Origin of the sequence: Streptomyces sp. NPDC014894, from assembly GCF_043080985.1 — a bacterium.
In the GTDB taxonomy this organism is placed as follows: Bacteria; Actinomycetota; Actinomycetes; order Streptomycetales; family Streptomycetaceae; genus Streptomyces.
This window is the reverse complement of the sequence record NZ_JBIBWD010000001.1, coordinates 532,629-551,185: the sequence shown is the minus strand read 5'-3', so window position 1 is coordinate 551,185 and position 18,557 is coordinate 532,629. Positions and strand designations below refer to the sequence as shown.

The 18,557-nt window shown below is 70.8% G+C and carries 13 protein-coding genes, 2 rRNA genes and 1 pseudogene (1 of these 16 only partly in view); 4 read left to right on the top strand and 12 right to left on the bottom strand.

The window, feature by feature from the left end; translation table 11 throughout:
• Positions 1-633 precede the first annotated feature (633 nt).
• The 4 genes from recN to ACF089_RS02320 all read right to left on the bottom strand — a co-directional run bounded on the left by recN (position 634) and on the right by ACF089_RS02320 (position 4,829).
• Positions 634-2,382, bottom strand: coding sequence for a DNA repair protein RecN (recN, locus tag ACF089_RS02335; protein ID WP_392020650.1), 1,749 nt, complete (start codon positions 2,380-2,382; stop codon positions 634-636).
• A gap of 143 nt (positions 2,383-2,525) precedes the next feature.
• Positions 2,526-3,407 (bottom strand): NAD kinase, encoded by an 882-nt coding sequence (locus ACF089_RS02330; RefSeq protein ID WP_392020647.1) that lies wholly within the window; start codon positions 3,405-3,407, stop codon positions 2,526-2,528.
• Between the two features lie 134 nt (positions 3,408-3,541).
• A complete protein-coding gene (locus tag ACF089_RS02325; RefSeq protein ID WP_392020644.1) occupies positions 3,542-4,357 on the bottom strand; it encodes a TlyA family RNA methyltransferase in 816 nt (271 codons plus the stop codon).
• Positions 4,358-4,364: 7 nt separating this feature from the next.
• Positions 4,365-4,829, bottom strand: coding sequence for a hypothetical protein (locus ACF089_RS02320; RefSeq protein ID WP_392020641.1), 465 nt, complete (start codon positions 4,827-4,829; stop codon positions 4,365-4,367).
• 42 nt (positions 4,830-4,871) lie between these two features.
• Between ACF089_RS02320 and ACF089_RS02315 the strand changes: the two genes are divergently transcribed.
• Positions 4,872-5,219: a sterol-binding protein gene (locus ACF089_RS02315; RefSeq protein WP_392020639.1), complete on the top strand. Its 348-nt coding sequence runs from the start codon at positions 4,872-4,874 to the stop codon at positions 5,217-5,219.
• Between the two features lie 130 nt (positions 5,220-5,349).
• Here ACF089_RS02315 and ACF089_RS02310 read toward each other — a convergent pair whose 3' ends face one another.
• The 3 genes from ACF089_RS02310 to ACF089_RS02300 are packed head-to-tail and all read right to left on the bottom strand — an operon-like array spanning position 5,350 to position 8,371.
• Positions 5,350-6,159, bottom strand: coding sequence for an ABC transporter ATP-binding protein (locus ACF089_RS02310; protein WP_392020637.1), 810 nt, complete (start codon positions 6,157-6,159; stop codon positions 5,350-5,352).
• Between the two features lie 56 nt (positions 6,160-6,215).
• Positions 6,216-7,307 carry a FecCD family ABC transporter permease gene (locus ACF089_RS02305; protein WP_392021570.1) on the bottom strand — a complete coding sequence of 364 codons (1,092 nt, stop codon included), beginning with the start codon at positions 7,305-7,307 and terminating at the stop codon, positions 6,216-6,218.
• 56 nt (positions 7,308-7,363) lie between these two features.
• Positions 7,364-8,371 (bottom strand): FecCD family ABC transporter permease, encoded by a 1,008-nt coding sequence (locus ACF089_RS02300; RefSeq protein WP_392020635.1) that lies wholly within the window; start codon positions 8,369-8,371, stop codon positions 7,364-7,366.
• 124 nt (positions 8,372-8,495) lie between these two features.
• Here ACF089_RS02300 and ACF089_RS02295 point away from each other — a divergent pair, with 124 nt between their 5' ends.
• Together ACF089_RS02295 and ACF089_RS02290 are read left to right on the top strand one after the other, a co-directional pair.
• Positions 8,496-9,506, top strand: a complete 1,011-nt coding sequence (locus ACF089_RS02295; RefSeq protein ID WP_392020632.1) for an ABC transporter substrate-binding protein — start codon at positions 8,496-8,498, stop codon at positions 9,504-9,506.
• Positions 9,503-10,312, top strand: a complete 810-nt coding sequence (locus tag ACF089_RS02290; protein ID WP_392020630.1) for a siderophore-interacting protein — start codon at positions 9,503-9,505, stop codon at positions 10,310-10,312. The genes ACF089_RS02295 and ACF089_RS02290 overlap by 4 nt, the downstream gene beginning before the upstream one ends.
• A gap of 150 nt (positions 10,313-10,462) precedes the next feature.
• Here ACF089_RS02290 and ACF089_RS02285 read toward each other — a convergent pair whose 3' ends face one another.
• Positions 10,463-11,491, bottom strand: coding sequence for an HAD hydrolase-like protein (locus tag ACF089_RS02285; RefSeq protein ID WP_392020628.1), 1,029 nt, complete (start codon positions 11,489-11,491; stop codon positions 10,463-10,465).
• Between the two features lie 73 nt (positions 11,492-11,564).
• Here ACF089_RS02285 and ACF089_RS02280 point away from each other — a divergent pair, with 73 nt between their 5' ends.
• Positions 11,565-12,845 (top strand): DUF1015 domain-containing protein, encoded by a 1,281-nt coding sequence (locus ACF089_RS02280; RefSeq protein ID WP_392020625.1) that lies wholly within the window; start codon positions 11,565-11,567, stop codon positions 12,843-12,845.
• A 45-nt stretch (positions 12,846-12,890) separates the two neighbouring features.
• On the opposite strand, the gene ACF089_RS02275 is transcribed toward ACF089_RS02280, so the two are convergent.
• From ACF089_RS02275 to ACF089_RS02260, 4 genes and pseudogenes are all read right to left on the bottom strand, one after another.
• Positions 12,891-13,709 (bottom strand): hypothetical protein, encoded by an 819-nt coding sequence (locus tag ACF089_RS02275; RefSeq protein WP_392021568.1) that lies wholly within the window; start codon positions 13,707-13,709, stop codon positions 12,891-12,893.
• A 255-nt stretch (positions 13,710-13,964) separates the two neighbouring features.
• Positions 13,965-14,879, bottom strand: a pseudogene (locus ACF089_RS02270) (hypothetical protein); the annotation flags it as partial.
• A 501-nt stretch (positions 14,880-15,380) separates the two neighbouring features.
• Positions 15,381-15,497 (bottom strand): 5S ribosomal RNA (gene rrf, locus ACF089_RS02265).
• 86 nt (positions 15,498-15,583) lie between these two features.
• Positions 15,584-18,557: ribosomal RNA gene (locus ACF089_RS02260) — 23S ribosomal RNA — on the bottom strand; it runs 166 nt beyond the window's last position.

Below are 18,557 nucleotides of genomic sequence, written 5' to 3'. Positions count from 1 at the left end.
CGCCCGGACTCGCGAGGAAGCCATCCCCAGCCCGCGGAGACCGCGCCCGGCGGCACTGCGGACCGCCCGCCGCCGACCCGGGGCACGGCAAGCCCTCCCGTACCGCAGGACGCACGCCGCCGGTGCGGCCCCACAGACACGGCGAGCCCTCGCACACCGTCACGCACGGACCGGGGCGCGCTGCCCCTGGCCTTCGACGCGGGAGCACCCGCGCCCGGTCACCGAAAGGCCCGTCACCGGCTCGACAGGACCGGCCCACCCGCCCGCGCCGCGCGCAGTCTGCGAGTCCTCCAGGCACACGGCGGAAGCGAGTACGGCGACGCGGCCGACCCGCCGACCGAGGGCACGGCCGACCCTCCCGTACCGCAAAAGACACGGCGAGACCCGGCCCACCGGACCGCCGGTGCGGCGGACCCTCCCGTACCGCCGGGCACAGACCGGGGCACGACGCACCCGACGCGGGAACACCCGCGCCCCGTCACCGAAAGGCCCGTCACCGGCTCGACAGGACCGGCCCTCCCACCCGCGCCGCGCGCAATCTGCGAGTCCTCCAGGCACACGGCGGAAGCGAGTACGGCGACACGGCCGACCCGCCGACCGAGGGCACGGCCGACCCTCCCGGCCGGAAGGCCCCTACCCCTCGCCGCGTGCCGCCGCGAGCAGTTCCTCCGCGTGGGCGCGGGCGGTCTGGGAGTCCTCCTGGCCGGCGAGCATGCGGGACAGCTCGCGGACCCGGTCCTCGCCCTCCAAGACGGTGACGCCGCTCCTGGTCACGGAGCCGTCGCTGGTCTTCTCGACCAGCAGCTGGCGGTCGGCGAAGGCCGCCACCTGCGGGAGGTGGGTCACCACGACGACCTGCGCGGTCTTCGCGAGCTTCGCCAGCCGGCGGCCGATCTCGACGGCCGCGCGTCCGCCGACCCCGGCGTCGACCTCGTCGAAGAGATAGGTCGGCACCGGATCGGTCCCGGCGAAGACGACCTCCACCGCGAGCATCACCCGCGACAGCTCGCCGCCGGACGCCCCCTTGGCGATCGGCCTCGGCGGGGCCCCGGGGTGCGGGGCGAGCAGGAGTTCGACCTCGTCCACGCCGTGCGGGCCGTACGCCACGGTCCGGCCGTCGATCTCCACCCCGGCGTCGTCGTCGCACTCGGTCTGCCGGACGGCGAAGGAGACCCGGGCGTGCGGCATCGCCAGGGAGGCCAGCTCCTCGGTGACGGCCTCGGCGAAGCGCGCGGCGGCCTCGGTGCGGACCTCGGTGAGGGTGCGCGCCAGCACCGCCAGCTCGGCGCGGAGGCCGTCCCGCTCGGCGGTCAGCTCCTCGATGCGCCCGTCGTCGCCGTCCAGCTCGGCGAGCCGGGCCGCGCCTCGGCCCGACCAGGCGAGGACGGAGTCGATGGTGTCGCCGTACTTGCGGGTCAGCGCGGTGAGCGCGGCCCGGCGTTCCTCGACCGCGGAGAGCCGGCGCGGATCGGCGTCCAGCCGGTCCGCGTATCCGGCGAGTTCGCCCGCGACGTCGGCGAGGAGGATGGAGATCTCGCCCGTACGGTCGGCGAGCGCGGCGAGCGCCGGATCGTGCGAACGCACCGCCTCCAGCGCCCGTCCGGCGCCGGACACCAGCGTCGTCGCGTCCACGCCCTCCGGGTCCTCCGGATCGCCCACCAGCGCGGTGTGCGCGAGGGCGGCGGCGGAGGCGAGGGCCTCGGCGTGCCCGAGGCGCTCGGCCTCGGCCGCCAGCTCCACGTCCTCGCCCGCCCGGGGCTCGACCCCGGCGATCTCGTCGAGGCCGAACCGCAGCAGATCCGCCTCCTGGACCCGCTCCCGGGCCCGGGTGGTCAGCTCCGCGAGTTCGGCGGTGACGGCCCGCAGCCCGCGATAGGCGGCGACGTACGCGGTGTGGGGCTTCGTGACCGCGTCGCCCGCGTACCGGTCGAGCGCCTCGCGCTGCCGGGCCGGGCGGAGCAGCCCCTGCTGGTCGGTCTGGCCGTGGACGGCGACGAGGTCGTCGGCCAGCTCGGCCAGCACGCCCACCGGCACGGAGCGTCCGCCGAGGTGCGCCCGGGAGCGGCCCTCCGCCGAGACGGTCCGGCTGATCAGCAGCGTGCCGTCGTCGAGTTCGGCCCCCGCCTCCTCGGCGCGCAGCGCGGCCGGGGCTCCGGCGGGAACGCCGACCCGGCCCTCCACCACCGCCGACTTCGCGCCGATCCGCACCAGCGCGGGATCGGCGCGGCCGCCGAGCAGCAGCCCCAGGCTGGTGACGACCATGGTCTTGCCGGCGCCCGTCTCGCCGGTCACCGCGGTGAAACCGGGCGACAGCTCGACGACAGCGTCGTCGATGACCCCGAGCGACCGTATCCTCATCTCCTCCAACACGGACACGACCATACGAGGTTTCGCCGGCCCGGCGCGACGCCGACCCCACCCCGGACCCCGCCGGGACGCGGGGCGACGCCCGGCGGACGGGCCTTCACCGGGTCCCCCGCGCCATCACCCGAACTGGTGATCGCGGCGGGGCGCGGCCGTCCGGCTCAGCGCGGGACGCCGCGCCATCCGGAGACGGGCAGCGCGAACTTGGCCACCAGCCGGTCGGTGAAGGAGGCGTGGTGCAGCCGGGCCAGCCGTACCGGCACGGCGCCCCGGCGCACCTCCACCCGTGCGCCCGGCGGCAGTTCCACCGTTCTGCGGCCGTCGCACCAGAGCACGCCGTGCGGGGTGTGCGGCTGCACCTCCACCGCGAGGACCGAGGTCGGGGCGGTGACCAGCGGCTTCGCGAAGAGGGCGTGGGCGCTGATGGGGACCATCAGCAGCGCCTCGACCTCCGGCCAGACCACCGGGCCGCCCGCGGAGAACGCGTAGGCGGTCGAGCCGGTCGGCGTGGCGCAGACGATGCCGTCGCAGCCGAACGCGGTGACGGGCCGGCCGTCGATCTCCAGCACCGCCTCCAGCATCCGCTCGGGGGAGACCTTCTGTACGGCGGCCTCGTTGAGCGCCCAGTCGCGGTGGACGATGTCCCCGTTGCTGCGGACGACCACATCGATGGTCATCCGCTCCTCGACCTCGTACTCCCGGGTGACGACCCGGTCGACGACCTTGTCGAGGTCGTCGCGCTCGGCCTCGGCGAGGAAGCCGACGCGCCCCAGATTGACGCCGAGCATCGGCACCCCGGAGGCGCGTGCGAACGCGGCGCCGCGCAGCAGGGTGCCGTCGCCGCCCAGGACGATCAGCAGTTCACAGCCGTCGAGCGCCTCGGGCGTGGCCTCGGGGACGGTCTCGACGGAGGGCGGCAGCGGCAGATCGGCGGCCTCCGCCTCCAGGACCCGGACCTGGAGGCCGGAGCGGAGCAGCCCCTGGACGACGAGTTCGGCGCTGCGGATCGCGGCGGGGCGGCCGGTGTGCGCGAGCAGGAACACCCGCCGCGGCGGCGTCGCGCCGGGGGCCTGTGCCGCCTCCGGGGCGGCAGCTGCCGATGCGTCCGGTACGCCTGCCGCGCCCGGTGCCTCCGGTGCGTCTGATGCACCCAGTGCGTCCGGTGCGTCTGGTCTGGTCAACGAGGTCCCTCCGCCACTGCTCGGTCGACGTCCGCCGGATCCAGCTCGGGCGCGCCGGCCCGGAGCCACAGAAAGTACTCGACGTTCCCGGAGGGCCCGGGAAGCGGACTGGCGGTGACTCCCAGCACTCCCAGCCCGAGCGCGGCGGCCTGTCCGGCCACCGTCCGCACCGCGTCCTTGCGCAGTTCGGTGCTGCGCACCACCCCGCCGCTGCCGAGCCGTTCCCTGCCGACCTCGAACTGCGGTTTGACCATCAGCACCAGATCGGCGTCCGGGGCGGCGCAGCGCACGAGCGCGGGCAGCACCAGCCCGAGGGGGATGAAGGAGAGGTCCCCCACCACGAGGTCCACCGGCTCGCCGTCGATCGCCTCCAGCGTCAGCTCGCGCACATTGGTGCGGTCCTTGACCGTCACCCGGTCGTCGCTCTGGAGGGACCAGGCGAGCTGGCCGTAGCCGACGTCGACGGCGACGACGTGCGCGACGCCGGCGCGCAGCAGCACATCGGTGAAGCCGCCGGTCGACGCCCCGGCGTCGAGCGCCCGCCGGCCCTCGACCGCCAGCCCGAGCGGGACGAAGGCGTCCAGCGCCCCGGCGAGCTTGTGCCCGCCGCGCGAGACGTAGTCGGGGTCGTCCCCGTCGGAGGAGACGACGACGGCGGCGCTGGTCTCGACCTGAGTGGCGGACTTGGTGGCGACGGCGCCGCCGACGGTGACCCGTCCCGCGGCGATCAGCTGACCGGCGTGCTCGCGCGAGCGGGCCAGGCTGCGGCGGACCAGTTCCGCGTCGAGACGGCGGCGGGCGACTCCTGCCACGGTGGGTTCAGCTCCTGTGGTCGTACGAGGGTGACGGCGACGGCGCCCCGGACGCGGGCGCGGCCGCCGGGTCGGCGTCGAGGGAGGCCAGCGTGGAACGCAGCCCCCGGTGTACATCCTCGTACACCGCGGGGTGGGCGCCTGCGGGGAGGTGGTCGACTTCGGCCAGGCGCTCGGTCAGGGCGTCCACGCCGGCGTCGCCGGTGGGCGGGCGCGGGACGCCGAGCGGCGCGGGCGCGGCGGGCTCGAAGGGCTCGGGAGACGCGGCGGCGGGCTCGGGAGACGCGGCGGCGGGCTCGGGAGACGCGGCGGGCTCGGCGGCGGCCCCGGGAGCGGTCCCCGGCCCTGTGCCGCCGGGACCCGTCGCCGCCTCCGTCCCGCCGGGACCGAGCAGCGCCTCCGTCCCGCCGGGGGCGGGGACGGGCGGGCCCTGAGGTGTGCGGCCGTGCGGGCCCGGCGTCGAGTCGCTCATGCCCAGACGCTACCGCGAAGCCCTGCGGTACGGTCGATCATGATGGCGACCATGGAAGAGTGCCGCGGCGCGCTCGACAGACTCAGCGACAATCTCACCCGGTCGAAGGGCGGGGCGCGCGGCGCCGCCGGGTTCGACCGATCCCTCAGCTGCCACATCAAGGACTTGGACATCACCTTCTCGGGCCGTCTGGAGGACGGCCGGATCACGGTGCTGGACACGCTCGCGGGCCCGCCGCGCGACAAGGCGCAGATCCGCCTCGCGATGACGGGCGACGATCTGGTGGCGATGGTCGACGGCGAGCTGGACTTCGGCCGGGCGTGGGCCTCGGGCCGGGTTCGGCTGGAGGCCGGATTCCGTGATCTGCTGCGCCTGAAGTCGATGCTGTAGCCCGGCCGGACCGGCCCGACACCGCCCCAGCCCGGTGTCGGGCCCGGGCCCGGGCCCACGCAGCCCGGCCGGTGCCCGCGCCCGGGCGTCCGCGCCCCGGACCCGGGCCGCGGGCGCCCGGCCGACCGCCTCAGAGGCTCTTCGCGACCGCCGCGGCCCGCCTGCGGGCCACCGGCACCACCAGCGGCGTACCGGACTCGGGGTCGTCGATGACCTGGCTGCGCACCCCGAAGACCCGCTCCACCAGCTCCGCCGTCACCACGTCCGAGGGCGCGCCCTCGGCGACGACCCGGCCCTCGTGGAGCGCGATGAGATGGGTGGCGTACCGGGCGGCCTGATTGAGGTCGTGCAGTACGGCGACCAGGGTGCGCCCCTGCTCCTCGTGCAGCTCCGCGCAGAGGTCGAGCACTTCGAGCTGGTGCTGGATGTCGAGGAAGGTGGTGGGCTCGTCCAGCAGCAGCAGCGGCGTCTGCTGGGCCAGGGCCATCGCGATCCAGACCCGCTGGCGCTGCCCGCCGGACAGTTCGTCGACATATCGCTCGGCCAGCGCGCCGACGCCGGTCGCCTCCATCGACTCCTGGACGATCCGCTCGTCCTCGGGCGACCACTGCCGCAGCAGGCCCTGGTGCGGGTAGCGGCCCCGGGCGACGAGGTCGGCCACGGTGATCCCGTCGGGCGCGATGGACGACTGGGGCAGCAGCCCGAGCGTCTTGGCGACCTTCTTCGCGGGCATCGAGTGGATGGTCTGCCCGTCCAGCAGCACCCGTCCCTCGGTGGGCTTCAGCATCCGGGAGAGGGCGCGCAGCAGGGTGGACTTGCCGCAGGCGTTGGGGCCGACGATCACCGTGAAGGAGTTGTCGGGTATCTCCACCGACAGGTTCTCGGCGATGACCCGCTGGTCGTAGCCGAGGGTGACCGATTCCGCGGTGAGACGCTGCATGGTGGTGTTGCTCCTGGATCGAGGGTTCACATGGCCGGCCGGGGTTGTCGAAGATGTCATATGCGGCCCGCTCTGCGCTCCGTGACCAGCAGCCAGAGCAGATAGCAGCCGCCGAGCACCGCCGTCACCACGCCGACCGGCAGCTGCCGGTCGCCGAAGACGGTGGCGGCGGCCCAGTCCGCGACGAGCAGCAGCGCCGCGCCCATCGCGGCGGCGACGCCGAGTCCGGGCCCGGAGGAGCGGGTGAGACGGCGGGCGAGCTGCGGCGCGCTGAGGGCGACGAAGGCGATCGGCCCGGCGGCGGCGGTCGCCGCGGCCATGAGCAGTACGCCGGAGGACATCAGTACGAGCCGGGTGCGCTCGACGGGCACGCCGAGCGCGTACGCCGCGTCGTCGCCCATCTCCAGCACCCGCAGCGGCCGCGCGTGGGCGGCCACGACGGGGACGAGGACGACGAAGACGGCGAGCAGCGGCCAGACATGGGTCCAGTCGCGGCCTTCGAGCGAGCCGGTCATCCACAGCACGGCCCGGGCGGCGTCCGCGAGTCCGGCCTTGGTGAGCAGATAGTGGTTGACGGCGGTGAGGACGGCGGCGACGCCGATGCCGACGAGGACCAGCCGGTAGCCCTGGACCCCGCGCTTCCAGGCGAGCAGATAGACGGCGACGCCGGTGACCAGTCCGCCGACGAGCGCTCCGCCCGCCACGGCGAGGGAGCTGCCCTGGAAGAGCACGATCGTGCAGAGCGCGCCGACGGCCGAGCCCTGGCCGAAGCCGATCACATCGGGGCTGCCCAGCGGATTGCGGGAGAGGGACTGGAAGATCGCGCCGCTCATCGCGAGCGAGGCGCCGACCACCAGCCCGACCAAAATCCTCGGCAGCCGCAGCTCGTGCACGATGAACTCGTGGGCCGTCGTGCCGTTTCCGAGCAGGGTGGCGACGACGTCGCCGGGGGCGATCACGAAGTCGCCGCTGCCGATCAGGACGACCGAGGCGGCGAGCGCGACTCCGGTCAGCAGGACGAAGACGAGGGCCGCGCGGGGATCGACCCGTACCGAGAGCCCGCCGCCGGTGCGCACCGCGCGGACGCCCCGCGTGGTGCCGGAGGAGCGCGCGCGGCCAGAATCAGCAGGCGTGGAGCCGCCGGTCACGGACTCGGCCGGGACCTCGCTCGTGGACGTGGGCCGGGCGGCGGGCCGGGTGGACTTCACAGCTTGGCCATCCTCTTGCGGCGTACGAGCTGGATGAAGACGGGCCCGCCGATCAGCGCGGTGACGATGCCCACCTGAAGCTCGGCGGGCCGGGTGACGAGCCGCCCCAGGACATCGGCGCCGAGCAGCAGCACCGGCGCGAGCACGGCGGCGTACGGCATGATCCACCGCATGTCGGGCCCGGTGATGAAGCGAACGAGGTGCGGGATCATCAGGCCGACGAAGACGATCGGCCCGCAGGCCGCGGTGGCGGCCCCGCAGAGCAGGGTGACGGCGAGCATGGACAGCGCGCGGGTGCGGCCCAGATGCGCGCCGAGGGCGCGCGCGGTGTCGTCGCCCATCTCCAGGGCGTTCAGCGGCCGCGCCAGCAGCAGCGCCAGCACCACCCCGGCGCCGATGAACGGCGCGATCTTGGAGATGGTCGCCATGTCGGCCGACGCCAGCGACCCGACCGTCCAGAAGCGCAGCTGGTTCAGCGCCACCGAGTCCAGCAGCTGTACGGCGTTGATGTAGCCGTAGAGCGCGGCGGTGGCTGCGGTCCCGGCGAGCGCCAGCCGTACCGGGTTCGCCGCGCGGCTGCCGCCGAGGACGTACACCGCGACGGAGACCACGGCCGCGCCGAGGAAGGCGAACCAGACATAGCCGGCGATCGAGGTGACGCCGAGGAAGCTGATGGCGGAGACCACGGCGGCCGACGCCCCCGCGTTCACCCCGAGCAGCCCCGGCTCGGCGAGCGGATTGCGGGTGAGCGCCTGCATCACCGCACCGGCGAGACCGAGCGCGGCGCCGGCCATCAGACCGAGCAGCGTCCTCGGCACCCGCACCTCGCGGACGATCACGTCATTGCCGACGCCCGCGCTGTCGAAGAGCCCGTGCCACACATCGGACAGCGGCATCGACTTCGCGCCGAACGCGATGCTCGCCACACAGACCAGCGCCAGCAGAACGACGGAGAGCAGCAGCCCGACGGCGCGCCCGGCACGACGCCCCCGGGACAGCGGCACAGGGGCGGGGACGGCTGTGGGCGCGGACCCCGGCCGGGATTCCGCGCGGACTTGTGTACTGTCGACCAACACAGGGTTAGGTTAGCCTACCCTCTTCATTCTTTTGCCTGACGGAAGTCCTCCTATGAACACCCCAGCCCTCTCCCGCCGCCGACTGCTGACCGCCACCGGAGCCCTCGGCATCGGCGCGCTGCTCACCGCCTGCGGAACCGACAAGAAGTCGGACGCGTCCGAGGGCGGGGGCTCCTGGACGTTCAAGGACGACCGCGGCAAAGTCCTCAAGGCGGGCTCGACGCCCAAGAGGATCGTCGCCTTCGTCAGCACCGCCGCCGCCCTCCACGACTACGGCATCAGCTGCACCGGAGTCTTCGGCCCCAGCGCCCCGGTGAACGGCAAGCCCTCCCCGCAGGCCGGCGACCTCGACGTCTCCCGGCTGACCAGCGTCGGCCAGGCCTGGGGCGAGTTCAGCATCGAGAAGTACGCGGCGCTCGACCCGGACCTGCTGATCAGCAACATGTTCCCGCCGCCCGCCCTCTGGTTCGTCCCCGAGGAGAGCGTCAAGAAGATCGAGAAGCTGGCGCCGACCCTCGGCATCGCGGGCGCGCACAAGTCGCTCCTGGAGCCGCTCAAGCGCTACAGCGAACTCGCCGAGTCCCTCGGGGCCGACCTCAAGGCCGCCAAGGTCACCGAGGCGAAGGCCCGCTTCGAGCGCGCCGAGGCCACCCTCCGCAAGGCCGCCGAGAAGAACCGCGGCCTCAAGGTCCTCGCCATGAGCGGCGACGCCCAGCAGATGTACACCGCCGTCCCCGACGCCTACTGCGACCTCAACTACTTCAAGGACCTCGGCATCGAGTTCGTCGAGGGCGAGAAGAGCGACGACTGGGGCTTCTGGGAGTTCCTCAGCTGGGAGAACGCCGACAAGTACCACGCCGATCTGATCATGATCGACAACCGGTCCAGCGCGATGCCCGCCAAGGACCTGGCGAAGAAGCCCACCTGGGCGCGGCTCCCCGCGGTCAAGGCCGGCCAGACCGTCCCCTGGGCCATGGAGGAGCGGTACAGCTACGCCGGATTCGCCCCCGTGCTGGAGCAGCTCGCCGCCGCCGTCACCCGGTCGAAGAAGCTGACCCCGTGAGCGACGCCCCCTACGCGTACTTCACCGTCCGCGTCCTCGGCAGCGAACGCCTCACCCCGTCCATGGTCCGGGTGACCTTCGGCGGCGACGACGTCGCCAGGATGGCGAGCGCGGGCCGCGACCAGCGCATCAAGCTCCTCCTGCCGCACCCCGGCCAGGACGAGCCCGTCGTCCCCGACGCCGCCGAGGCCGACTGGTACACCGCGTGGCGCGCCCTCGACCCGGACGTACGCGGCGTCATGCGCACCTACACCGTCCGCGAACTCCGCCGCGACCCCGACGAGCTGATCGTCGACTTCGCGCTCCACGGCGATCTGGGGCCGGCCTCCCGCTGGGCCCAGCTCGCCCCGGTGGGCGCGCCGATCGGCGTGCTCGCCCCCGTCGGCGAGGAGAACGCCGGATACGACTTCCGGCCGCCCGAGGACTCCGAGTGGGTCCTGCTCACCGGCGACGAGTCGGCGATCCCCGCCGTCGCGGGCATCCTGGAGTCGCTGCCCGAGGCCGTCCCGGCCCGCGTCTGGATCGAACTCCGCGACCCGGCGGACCGCCAGGAGCTGCCCGCCCGCCCCGGCGACGAGATCGTCTGGCTCACCGGCCACGGCACCACCGCGGACGCGATCCGCTCCGCCGCGCTCCCGCCCGGCCCGTCCTACGCCTGGATCGCGGGCGAGTCCGCGACCGTACGCGCGGTACGCCGCCATCTCGTCGGCGAACGCGGCCTCGACCGCCGCCGGGTGAAGTTCTCCGGCTACTGGCGCGCCGGAGCCTCCGAGACCGACCTCCAGAACAAGAACGAGGCCGCCTGACAAGACCGTCCGGCCCCGGTCGGCCGGCCCGCGCCACAGCCCGGCCGACCAGGGCCCGGAAGCGGGGGCGGCGGCACCGCTCGGACGCGCGAAGAGCATCCGCGCCGCCGCCCCCGCAAGGCCCCGCCCCGGAATCCCGGAGCCCCGCCCCTACAGCCCCAGCCGGGACAGCGCCCCGGCCGCGTCCAGCGCGCAGACCCCGTCCCCCGCCTCCGTCCAGGCCGCCGCGCACAGCGCCCGCAGCCCGTCCATCGGCTCCCCGCCGCCGTCCAGGACCAGCTCCCCGCCCCGTACCGCCGAGGTCCACCCGCCGCACCGGAAACCGACCTCCGCCGCGACGACCTCCGGCTGCCCGGTCAGCATCCCGCGCAGATCCGCGTCCACATACGTCGGCCGGTGCTCCGGCGGCGCGGCCAGCAGCAGCGCCGCGTCCGTGACCCCGGTCAGCACCAGCAGCGAGTCCACATCCCCGTTGAACGCGCCCTCGATGTCCGTGTCCAGCCGGTCCCCCACCACCAGCGGCCGCCGCGCGCCCGTCCGCAGAATCGTCTCCCGGTGCATCGGCGGCAGCGGCTTACCCGCCACCCTCGGCTCCGCGCCGGTCGCGATCCGCACCACCTCCACGGCCGCGCCGTTGCCCGGCGCGATCCCCCGCGCACCCGGAATCGTCAGATCGGTGTTGGACGCGAACCACGGAACGCCCCGCGCGATGGCGTAACACGCCTCCGCGAACCGCCCCCACGGCAGCTCGGGCCCGCCGTACCCCTGCACCACCGCCGCCGGATCGTCCTCGGCCGACTCCACCGGCTCCAGCCCGCGCTCCCGCAGCGCGACCCGCAGCCCCTCGCCGCCGATCACCAGCACCCGCGACCCGGCCGGCACCTCCTCGGAGATCAGCCGCGCCACCGCCTGCGCCGAGTTGATGACATCCGCCGCCGCCGTCCGAACACCCAGATCCGTGATGTGCGCGGCCACCGCCTCCGGCGGACGCAGCGCGTTGTTCGTCACATACGCCAGCCGCATCCCGGCCTTCCGGGCCGCCAGCAGCGAGTCCACGGCGTACGCGATCGCCTCACCCCCCGCGTACACCACCCCGTCCAGGTCCAGCAGCGCGGTGTCGTACGCCTCGCTCAACGGCGTCGCGCTCGCGCCCGGCCGGGTCCTGCTCAGCTGACTCATGCGTCTCTTGCCCCTCGATCGGCGTCACTCCCCCCGATCATCGCTCATCGCCCACCCCACATACGATGCACGGATGAACTGCGAAGGTCCCGCGGCCAATGGCGGTCTGCGACTGATCCCCTTCCGTGGACTGCGGTACGTCCCCGAGCGGGTCGGCTCCCTGGCCGCCGTGACCTCTCCGCCGTACGACGTCGTCGTCCGGCCCGACGGACTCCACCACCTGGAATCGGCGGATCCGCACAACATCGTCCGACTGATCCTGCCGCAGGCCCCCACCCCCGCCGACCGCCACCGCAAGGCCGCCGACACCCTCAGCCGCTGGCTCGCCGAAGGCGTCCTCGCCCAGGACCCGGAACCCGCCCTCTATGTGTACGAGCAGCGGCACGGCGACCTCCTCCAGCGCGGAGTCATCGGCGCGCTCGCCCTCTCCGAACCCGCCGCCGGAATCGTCCTCCCCCACGAGGACGTGATGCAGGACATCGTCGCCGACCGCGCCGACCTGATGCGCACCACCGGCGCCAATCTCGAACCGCTGCTGCTCACCTACCGCAGCCGGGGCGACGCGACGGGCGCGACCGCCGTCATCGAACGCACCGCGCGGCGCACCCCGCTGCTCGCCACCACCACGGAGGACGGGTTCAGCCACCGGCTGTGGGCCCTCACCGACCCCGCGGACCTCGCCGAGATCGACGCCGACCTCTCCGGCCGCCAGGCCCTGATCGCCGACGGCCACCACCGCTGGGCGACCTATCTGCGGCTGCGCGCCGAGCATCCGGCGGCCGGCCCCTGGGGGTACGGACTGGTGCTGCTGATCGACACGGCCCGCTATCCGCTGCGGGTCCGCGCCATCCACCGGCTGCTGCACCGGCTCCCGGTCGCCGACGCCCTGGCCGCCCTCGGCGACTCCTTCCGCGTCCGCCGGCTCGACCTGCCGCTCCCCAAGGCGCTGGAGGCGCTCGCCGAGGCCTGCGCCGACGGCAACGCCTTCCTCCTCGCGGGCGACGGCGCCTTCCACCTCCTGGACCGCCCGGATCCCGCACTGCTCTCCCGTACGGTGCGGTCCGACCGCCCCGACGCCTGGCGCACCCTGGACGCGACCGTCCTGCACTCCACCCTGCTGGACCACCTCTGGGAAATCCCCGACGCCCCGGAGCACATCGCCTACATCCACGACACCGAGGCCGCCGTCACCCAGGCCCTGCGGCACGGCGGTACGGCGGTGCTGATGCACCCGGTGCGCGAAGAGGTCGTACGGGACCTGGCCCGCGAGGGCGTCACCATGCCCCGCAAGTCCACCTCCTTCGGCCCCAAACCGGCGACCGGGCTGGTGCTCCGGAGTCTGGCCCCGGAATGACAGAAGGGCGGCACCTCCCGGTGCCGCCCTTCCGCCTCTCAGCGCCTACTCACCCTTGTTGACGTCCGGAGCGTCGTCCGCGTCGTCCGCGTCGACCTCATCGTCGTCTTCCTCTTCCTCGTCGCCCTCGTCGTCGCCTTCGACGTCCGCGTCGGCTTCGGCCTCAGGGGCCTCGGGCTCCGGGGCGGCGTCGGCGACGGGCTCGTCGCGGCCGTCCTCCGGCTCGTCCGTGCTCACGGCGTCGACGAACTCGACCCCGTCCAGCTCCGCGAGCCGGTCGGAGGCGTCGGTGACGCCGTCCTTGTCCGACTCCAGCGCCTTGGCGAACCACTCACGGGCCTCGTCCTCACGCTCGGCCGCGAGCAGCGCGTCGGCGTACGCGTACCGCAGCCGCGCGGTCCAGGGCTGGACGGAGTTGGACGCCAGCTCCGGGCTCTGGAGGGTCACGATGGCCGCGTCGAGCTGCCCCATGTCCCGCCGTGCCCCGGCCGCGACCAGCCGCATCTCCACCTGACCGGCCTTGTCGAGCTTCTGCACCTCGGCCTCTCCGGCCATGGCCAGCGCCCGCTCGGGCCGGCCCAGTCCCCGCTCGCAGTCCGCCATGACGGGCCACAGCTCAGCACTGCCGTTCATCCGCCGCGCGGCCCTGAACTCGGCGAGCGCCTCGGTGTACCGCTGCGTGGCATACGCGGCGAAGCCGGCCGCCTCGCGGACCGCGGCGACCCTGGAGGCCAGCCGCAGCGCCACCCTGGAGTAGCCGTACGCCTGCTCGGGGTCCTCGTCGATCAGCTTGGCGACCATGACGAGGTTCTGCGCGACATCCTCCGCGAGCCCCTTCGGCAGGCTCTGCAGCTCCTGCCGCACATCCTTGTCGATCTCGTCGCCGGTGACGTCCTCGGGGATCGGCAGCCGCTTGATCGGCTCACGGTCCGGACGGTCCCGGTCCCGGTCGTCACGGCGTCCGTAGCCACCGCGGTCGCGATCGTCGCGCCGCCCGTACCCGCCGCCGGAGGACGGCCGGCCGCCACGGTCGTCACGCGACCCGCGGTACCCACCGCGGTCGTCCCGGCCACCGCCGGACGGACGGTCGTCACGACGGAAGCCGCCACCGCCGCCGGAGGGACGGTCATCGCGCCTGTCGTCACGACGGAACCCACCCGAACGGTCATCCCGACCACCAGACGGACGGTCATCGCGACGGAAGCCGCCACCGCCGCCGGAGGGACGGTCGTCACGGCGGCCGTAGCCACCGCCACCGGACGGACGGTCGTCACGCCTGTCGTCCCGTCGGAAGCCGCCCGAGCGATCGTCACGGCCGCCCGACGGACGGTCATCGCGACGGAAGCCACCGCCACTGCCGCCGGAGGGACGGTCGTCACGGCGGAACGCCGGACGCTCATCACGACCACCGGAGGGGCGATCGTCACGCCGGAACCCGCCACCGCCACCGGAGGGGCGGTCATCCCGACGACCGTAGCCGCCACCGCCGGACGGACGGTCATCGCGCCTGTCGTCACGACGGAACCCACCCGAACGGTCATCCCGACCACCGGACGGACGGTCGTCACGGCGGAACCCACCGCCACTGCCACCGGAGGGACGGTCGTCACGACGGAACGCCGGACGCTCATCACGACGATCATCCCGACCACCCGACGGACGGTCATCACGCCGGAAGCCACCGGAGGGGCGGTCATCGCGGCGGAAGCCACCGCCACCACCCGACGGACGGTCGTCACGGCGGCCGTAGCCACCGCCACCACCGGAAGAACCGCCGGACGGACGACCACCACGGTCATCACGCGGCCCACGGTACCCACCACGATCATCGTCCCGACGGAAGCCGCCCGAGCGATCATCACGGCCGCCCGACGGACGGTCGTCCCGGCGGAAGCCACCGCCACCACCGGAGGGACGGTCGTCACGGCGGCCGTAGCCGCCACCGCCGGACGGACGGTCATCGCGCCTGTCGTCACGACGGAACCCACCCGAACGGTCATCCCGACCACCGGACGCACGGTCATCACGGCGGAAGCCACCACCACTGCCGCCGGAGGGACGGTCGTCACGACGGAACGCCGGACGCTCATCACGACCACCGGAGGGGCGATCGTCACGCCGGAACCCACCACCGCCGCCGGAGGGGCGGTCATCCCGACGACCGTAGCCGCCACCGCCCGACGGACGGTCGTCACGGCGGCCGTAGCCACCGCCACCACCGGAAGAACCGCCGGACGGACGACCACCACGGTCATCACGCGGCCCACGGTACCCACCACGATCATTGTCACGGCGAGGTCCACGATCACGATCGTCACGACCACCGCGGAATCCGCCCCGGTCGCCCCCGTCACTACGGCGCGGCCCGCGCTCGGAACGATCGTCGGGAGAGTTGGTGGACATCGGTGGGACTCCTGTCTTCGGGTACTGCAATCATTCTCGCGCAGCCGGCCACCGGCCGCGCTTCGACCTACAACAAAACAAAAAAGGACCCTTGGTCCAGCGTGAACGCTGGACCAAGGGTCCCTAAAAATTGTTCGGCGGCGTCCTACTCTCCCACAGGGTCCCCCCTGCAGTACCATCGGCGCTGAAAGGCTTAGCTTCCGGGTTCGGAATGTAACCGGGCGTTTCCCTAACGCTATGACCACCGAAACACTATGAAACAAACAAACACAACCCAACCGGCCAAAAAGGGGTTGTTCGTGGTTTCAGAACTAACACAGTGGACGCGAGCAACTGAGGACAAGCCCTCGGCCTATTAGTACCGGTCACCTCCACACCTCACGGTGCTTCCAGATCCGGCCTATCAACCCAGTCGTCTACTGGGAGCCTTAACCCCTCAAAGGGGGTGGGAATACTCATCTCGAAGCAGGCTTCCCGCTTAGATGCTTTCAGCGGTTATCCCTCCCGAACGTAGCCAACCAGCCATGCCCTTGGCAGGACAACTGGCACACCAGAGGTTCGTCCGTCCCGGTCCTCTCGTACTAGGGACAGCCCTTCTCAATATTCCTACGCGCACAGCGGATAGGGACCGAACTGTCTCACGACGTTCTAAACCCAGCTCGCGTACCGCTTTAATGGGCGAACAGCCCAACCCTTGGGACCGACTCCAGCCCCAGGATGCGACGAGCCGACATCGAGGTGCCAAACCATCCCGTCGATATGGACTCTTGGGGAAGATCAGCCTGTTATCCCCGGGGTACCTTTTATCCGTTGAGCGACGGCGCTTCCACAAGCCACCGCCGGATCACTAGTCCCGACTTTCGTCCCTGCTCGACCCGTCGGTCTCACAGTCAAGCTCCCTTGTGCACTTACACTCAACACCTGATTACCAACCAGGCTGAGGGAACCTTTGGGCGCCTCCGTTACTCTTTAGGAGGCAACCGCCCCAGTTAAACTACCCATCAGACACTGTCCCTGATCCGGATCACGGACCGAGGTTAGACATCCAGCACGACCAGAGTGGTATTTCAACAACGACTCCCCCTGAACTGGCGTCCAGAGTTCACAGTCTCCCACCTATCCTACACAAGCCGAACCGAACACCAATATCAAACTGTAGTAAAGGTCCCGGGGTCTTTCCGTCCTGCTGCGCGAAACGAGCATCTTTACTCGTAGTGCAATTTCACCGGGCCTATGGTTGAGACAGTCGAGAAGTCGTTACGCCATTCGTGCAGGTCGGAACTTACCCGACAAGGAATTTCGCTACCTTAGGATGGTTATAGTTACCACCGCCGTTTACTGGCGCTTAAGTTCTCAGCTTCGCCCCACCGAAATGGAGCTAACCGGTCCCCTTAACGTTCCAGCACCGGGCAGGCGTCAGTCCGTATACATCGCCTTACGGCTTCGCACGGACCTGTGTTTTTAGTAAACAGTCGCTTCTCGCTGGTCTCTGCGGCCACACCCAGCTCAGAGTGCAAGACTCATCACCAGACGTGGCCCCCCTTCTCCCGAAGTTACGGGGGCATTTTGCCGAGTTCCTTAACCATAGTTCACCCGAACGCCTCGGTATTCTCTACCTGACCACCTGAGTCGGTTTAGGGTACGGGCCGCCATGAAACTCGCTAGAGGCTTTTCTCGACAGCATAGGATCATCCACTTCACCACAATCGGCTCGGCATCAGGTCTCAGACACATGTTGCACGGATTTACCTGCACAACGTCCTACACCCTTACCCCGGGACAACCACCGCCCGGGATGGACTACCTTCCTGCGTCACCCCATCACTTACCTACTACAAGTCTGGTCCGTCGGCTCCACCACTCCCCCTCACTCCGAAGAGATCAAGGGCGGCTTCACGGACTTAGCATCGCCTGATTCGATATTTGGCGCTTCAAAGCGGGTACCGGAATATCAACCGGTTGTCCATCGACTACGCCTGTCGGCCTCGCCTTAGGTCCCGACTTACCCTGGGCAGATCAGCTTGACCCAGGAACCCTTAGTCAATCGGCGCACACGTTTCCCACGTGTGTATCGCTACTCATGCCTGCATTCTCACTCGTGAACCGTCCACCACTGCCTTCCGGCGCGGCTTCACCCGGCACACGACGCTCCCCTACCCATCACAGTCCCCGTTGGGGGTATGTACTGCAATGACACGACTTCGGCGGTACGCTTGAGCCCCGCTACATTGTCGGCGCGGAATCACTTGACCAGTGAGCTATTACGCACTCTTTCAAGGGTGGCTGCTTCTAAGCCAACCTCCTGGTTGTCTCTGCGACTCCACATCCTTTCCCACTTAGCGTACGCTTAGGGGCCTTAGTCGATGCTCTGGGCTGTTTCCCTCTCGACCATGGAGCTTATCCCCCACAGTCTCACTGCCGCGCTCTCACTTACCGGCATTCGGAGTTTGGCTAAGGTCAGTAACCCGGTAGGGCCCATCGCCTATCCAGTGCTCTACCTCCGGCAAGAAACACACGACGCTGCACCTAAATGCATTTCGGGGAGAACCAGCTATCACGGAGTTTGATTGGCCTTTCACCCCTAACCACAGGTCATCCCCCAGGTTTTCAACCCTGGTGGGTTCGGTCCTCCACGACCTCTTACAGCCGCTTCAACCTGCCCATGGCTAGATCACTCCGCTTCGGGTCTTGAGCATGCTACTGAAACGCCCTATTCGGACTCGCTTTCGCTACGGCTTCCCCACACGGGTTAACCTCGCAACACACCGCAAACTCGCAGGCTCATTCTTCAAAAGGCACGCAGTCACGACATACAAGGCAAGCCTTGCATGCGACGCTCCCACGGCTTGTAGGCACACGGTTTCAGGTACTATTTCACTCCGCTCCCGCGGTACTTTTCACCATTCCCTCACGGTACTATCCGCTATCGGTCACCAGGGAATATTTAGGCTTAACGGGTGGTCCCGCCAGATTCACACGGGATTTCTCGGGCCCCGTGCTACTTGGGTGTCTCTCAAACAAGCCGTCCAGATTTCAGCTACGGGGGTCTTACCCTCTACGCCGGACCTTTCGCATGTCCTTCGCCTACCTGAACGGTTTCTGACTTGTCTCACAGCCGGCAGACTGTGAAAGAGAGATCCCACAACCCCGCATGCGCAACCCCTGCCGGGTATCACACACATACGGTTTGGCCTCATCCGGTTTCGCTCGCCACTACTCCCGGAATCACGGTTGTTTTCTCTTCCTGAGGGTACTGAGATGTTTCACTTCCCCTCGTTCCCTCCACACTGCCTATGTGTTCAGCAGCGG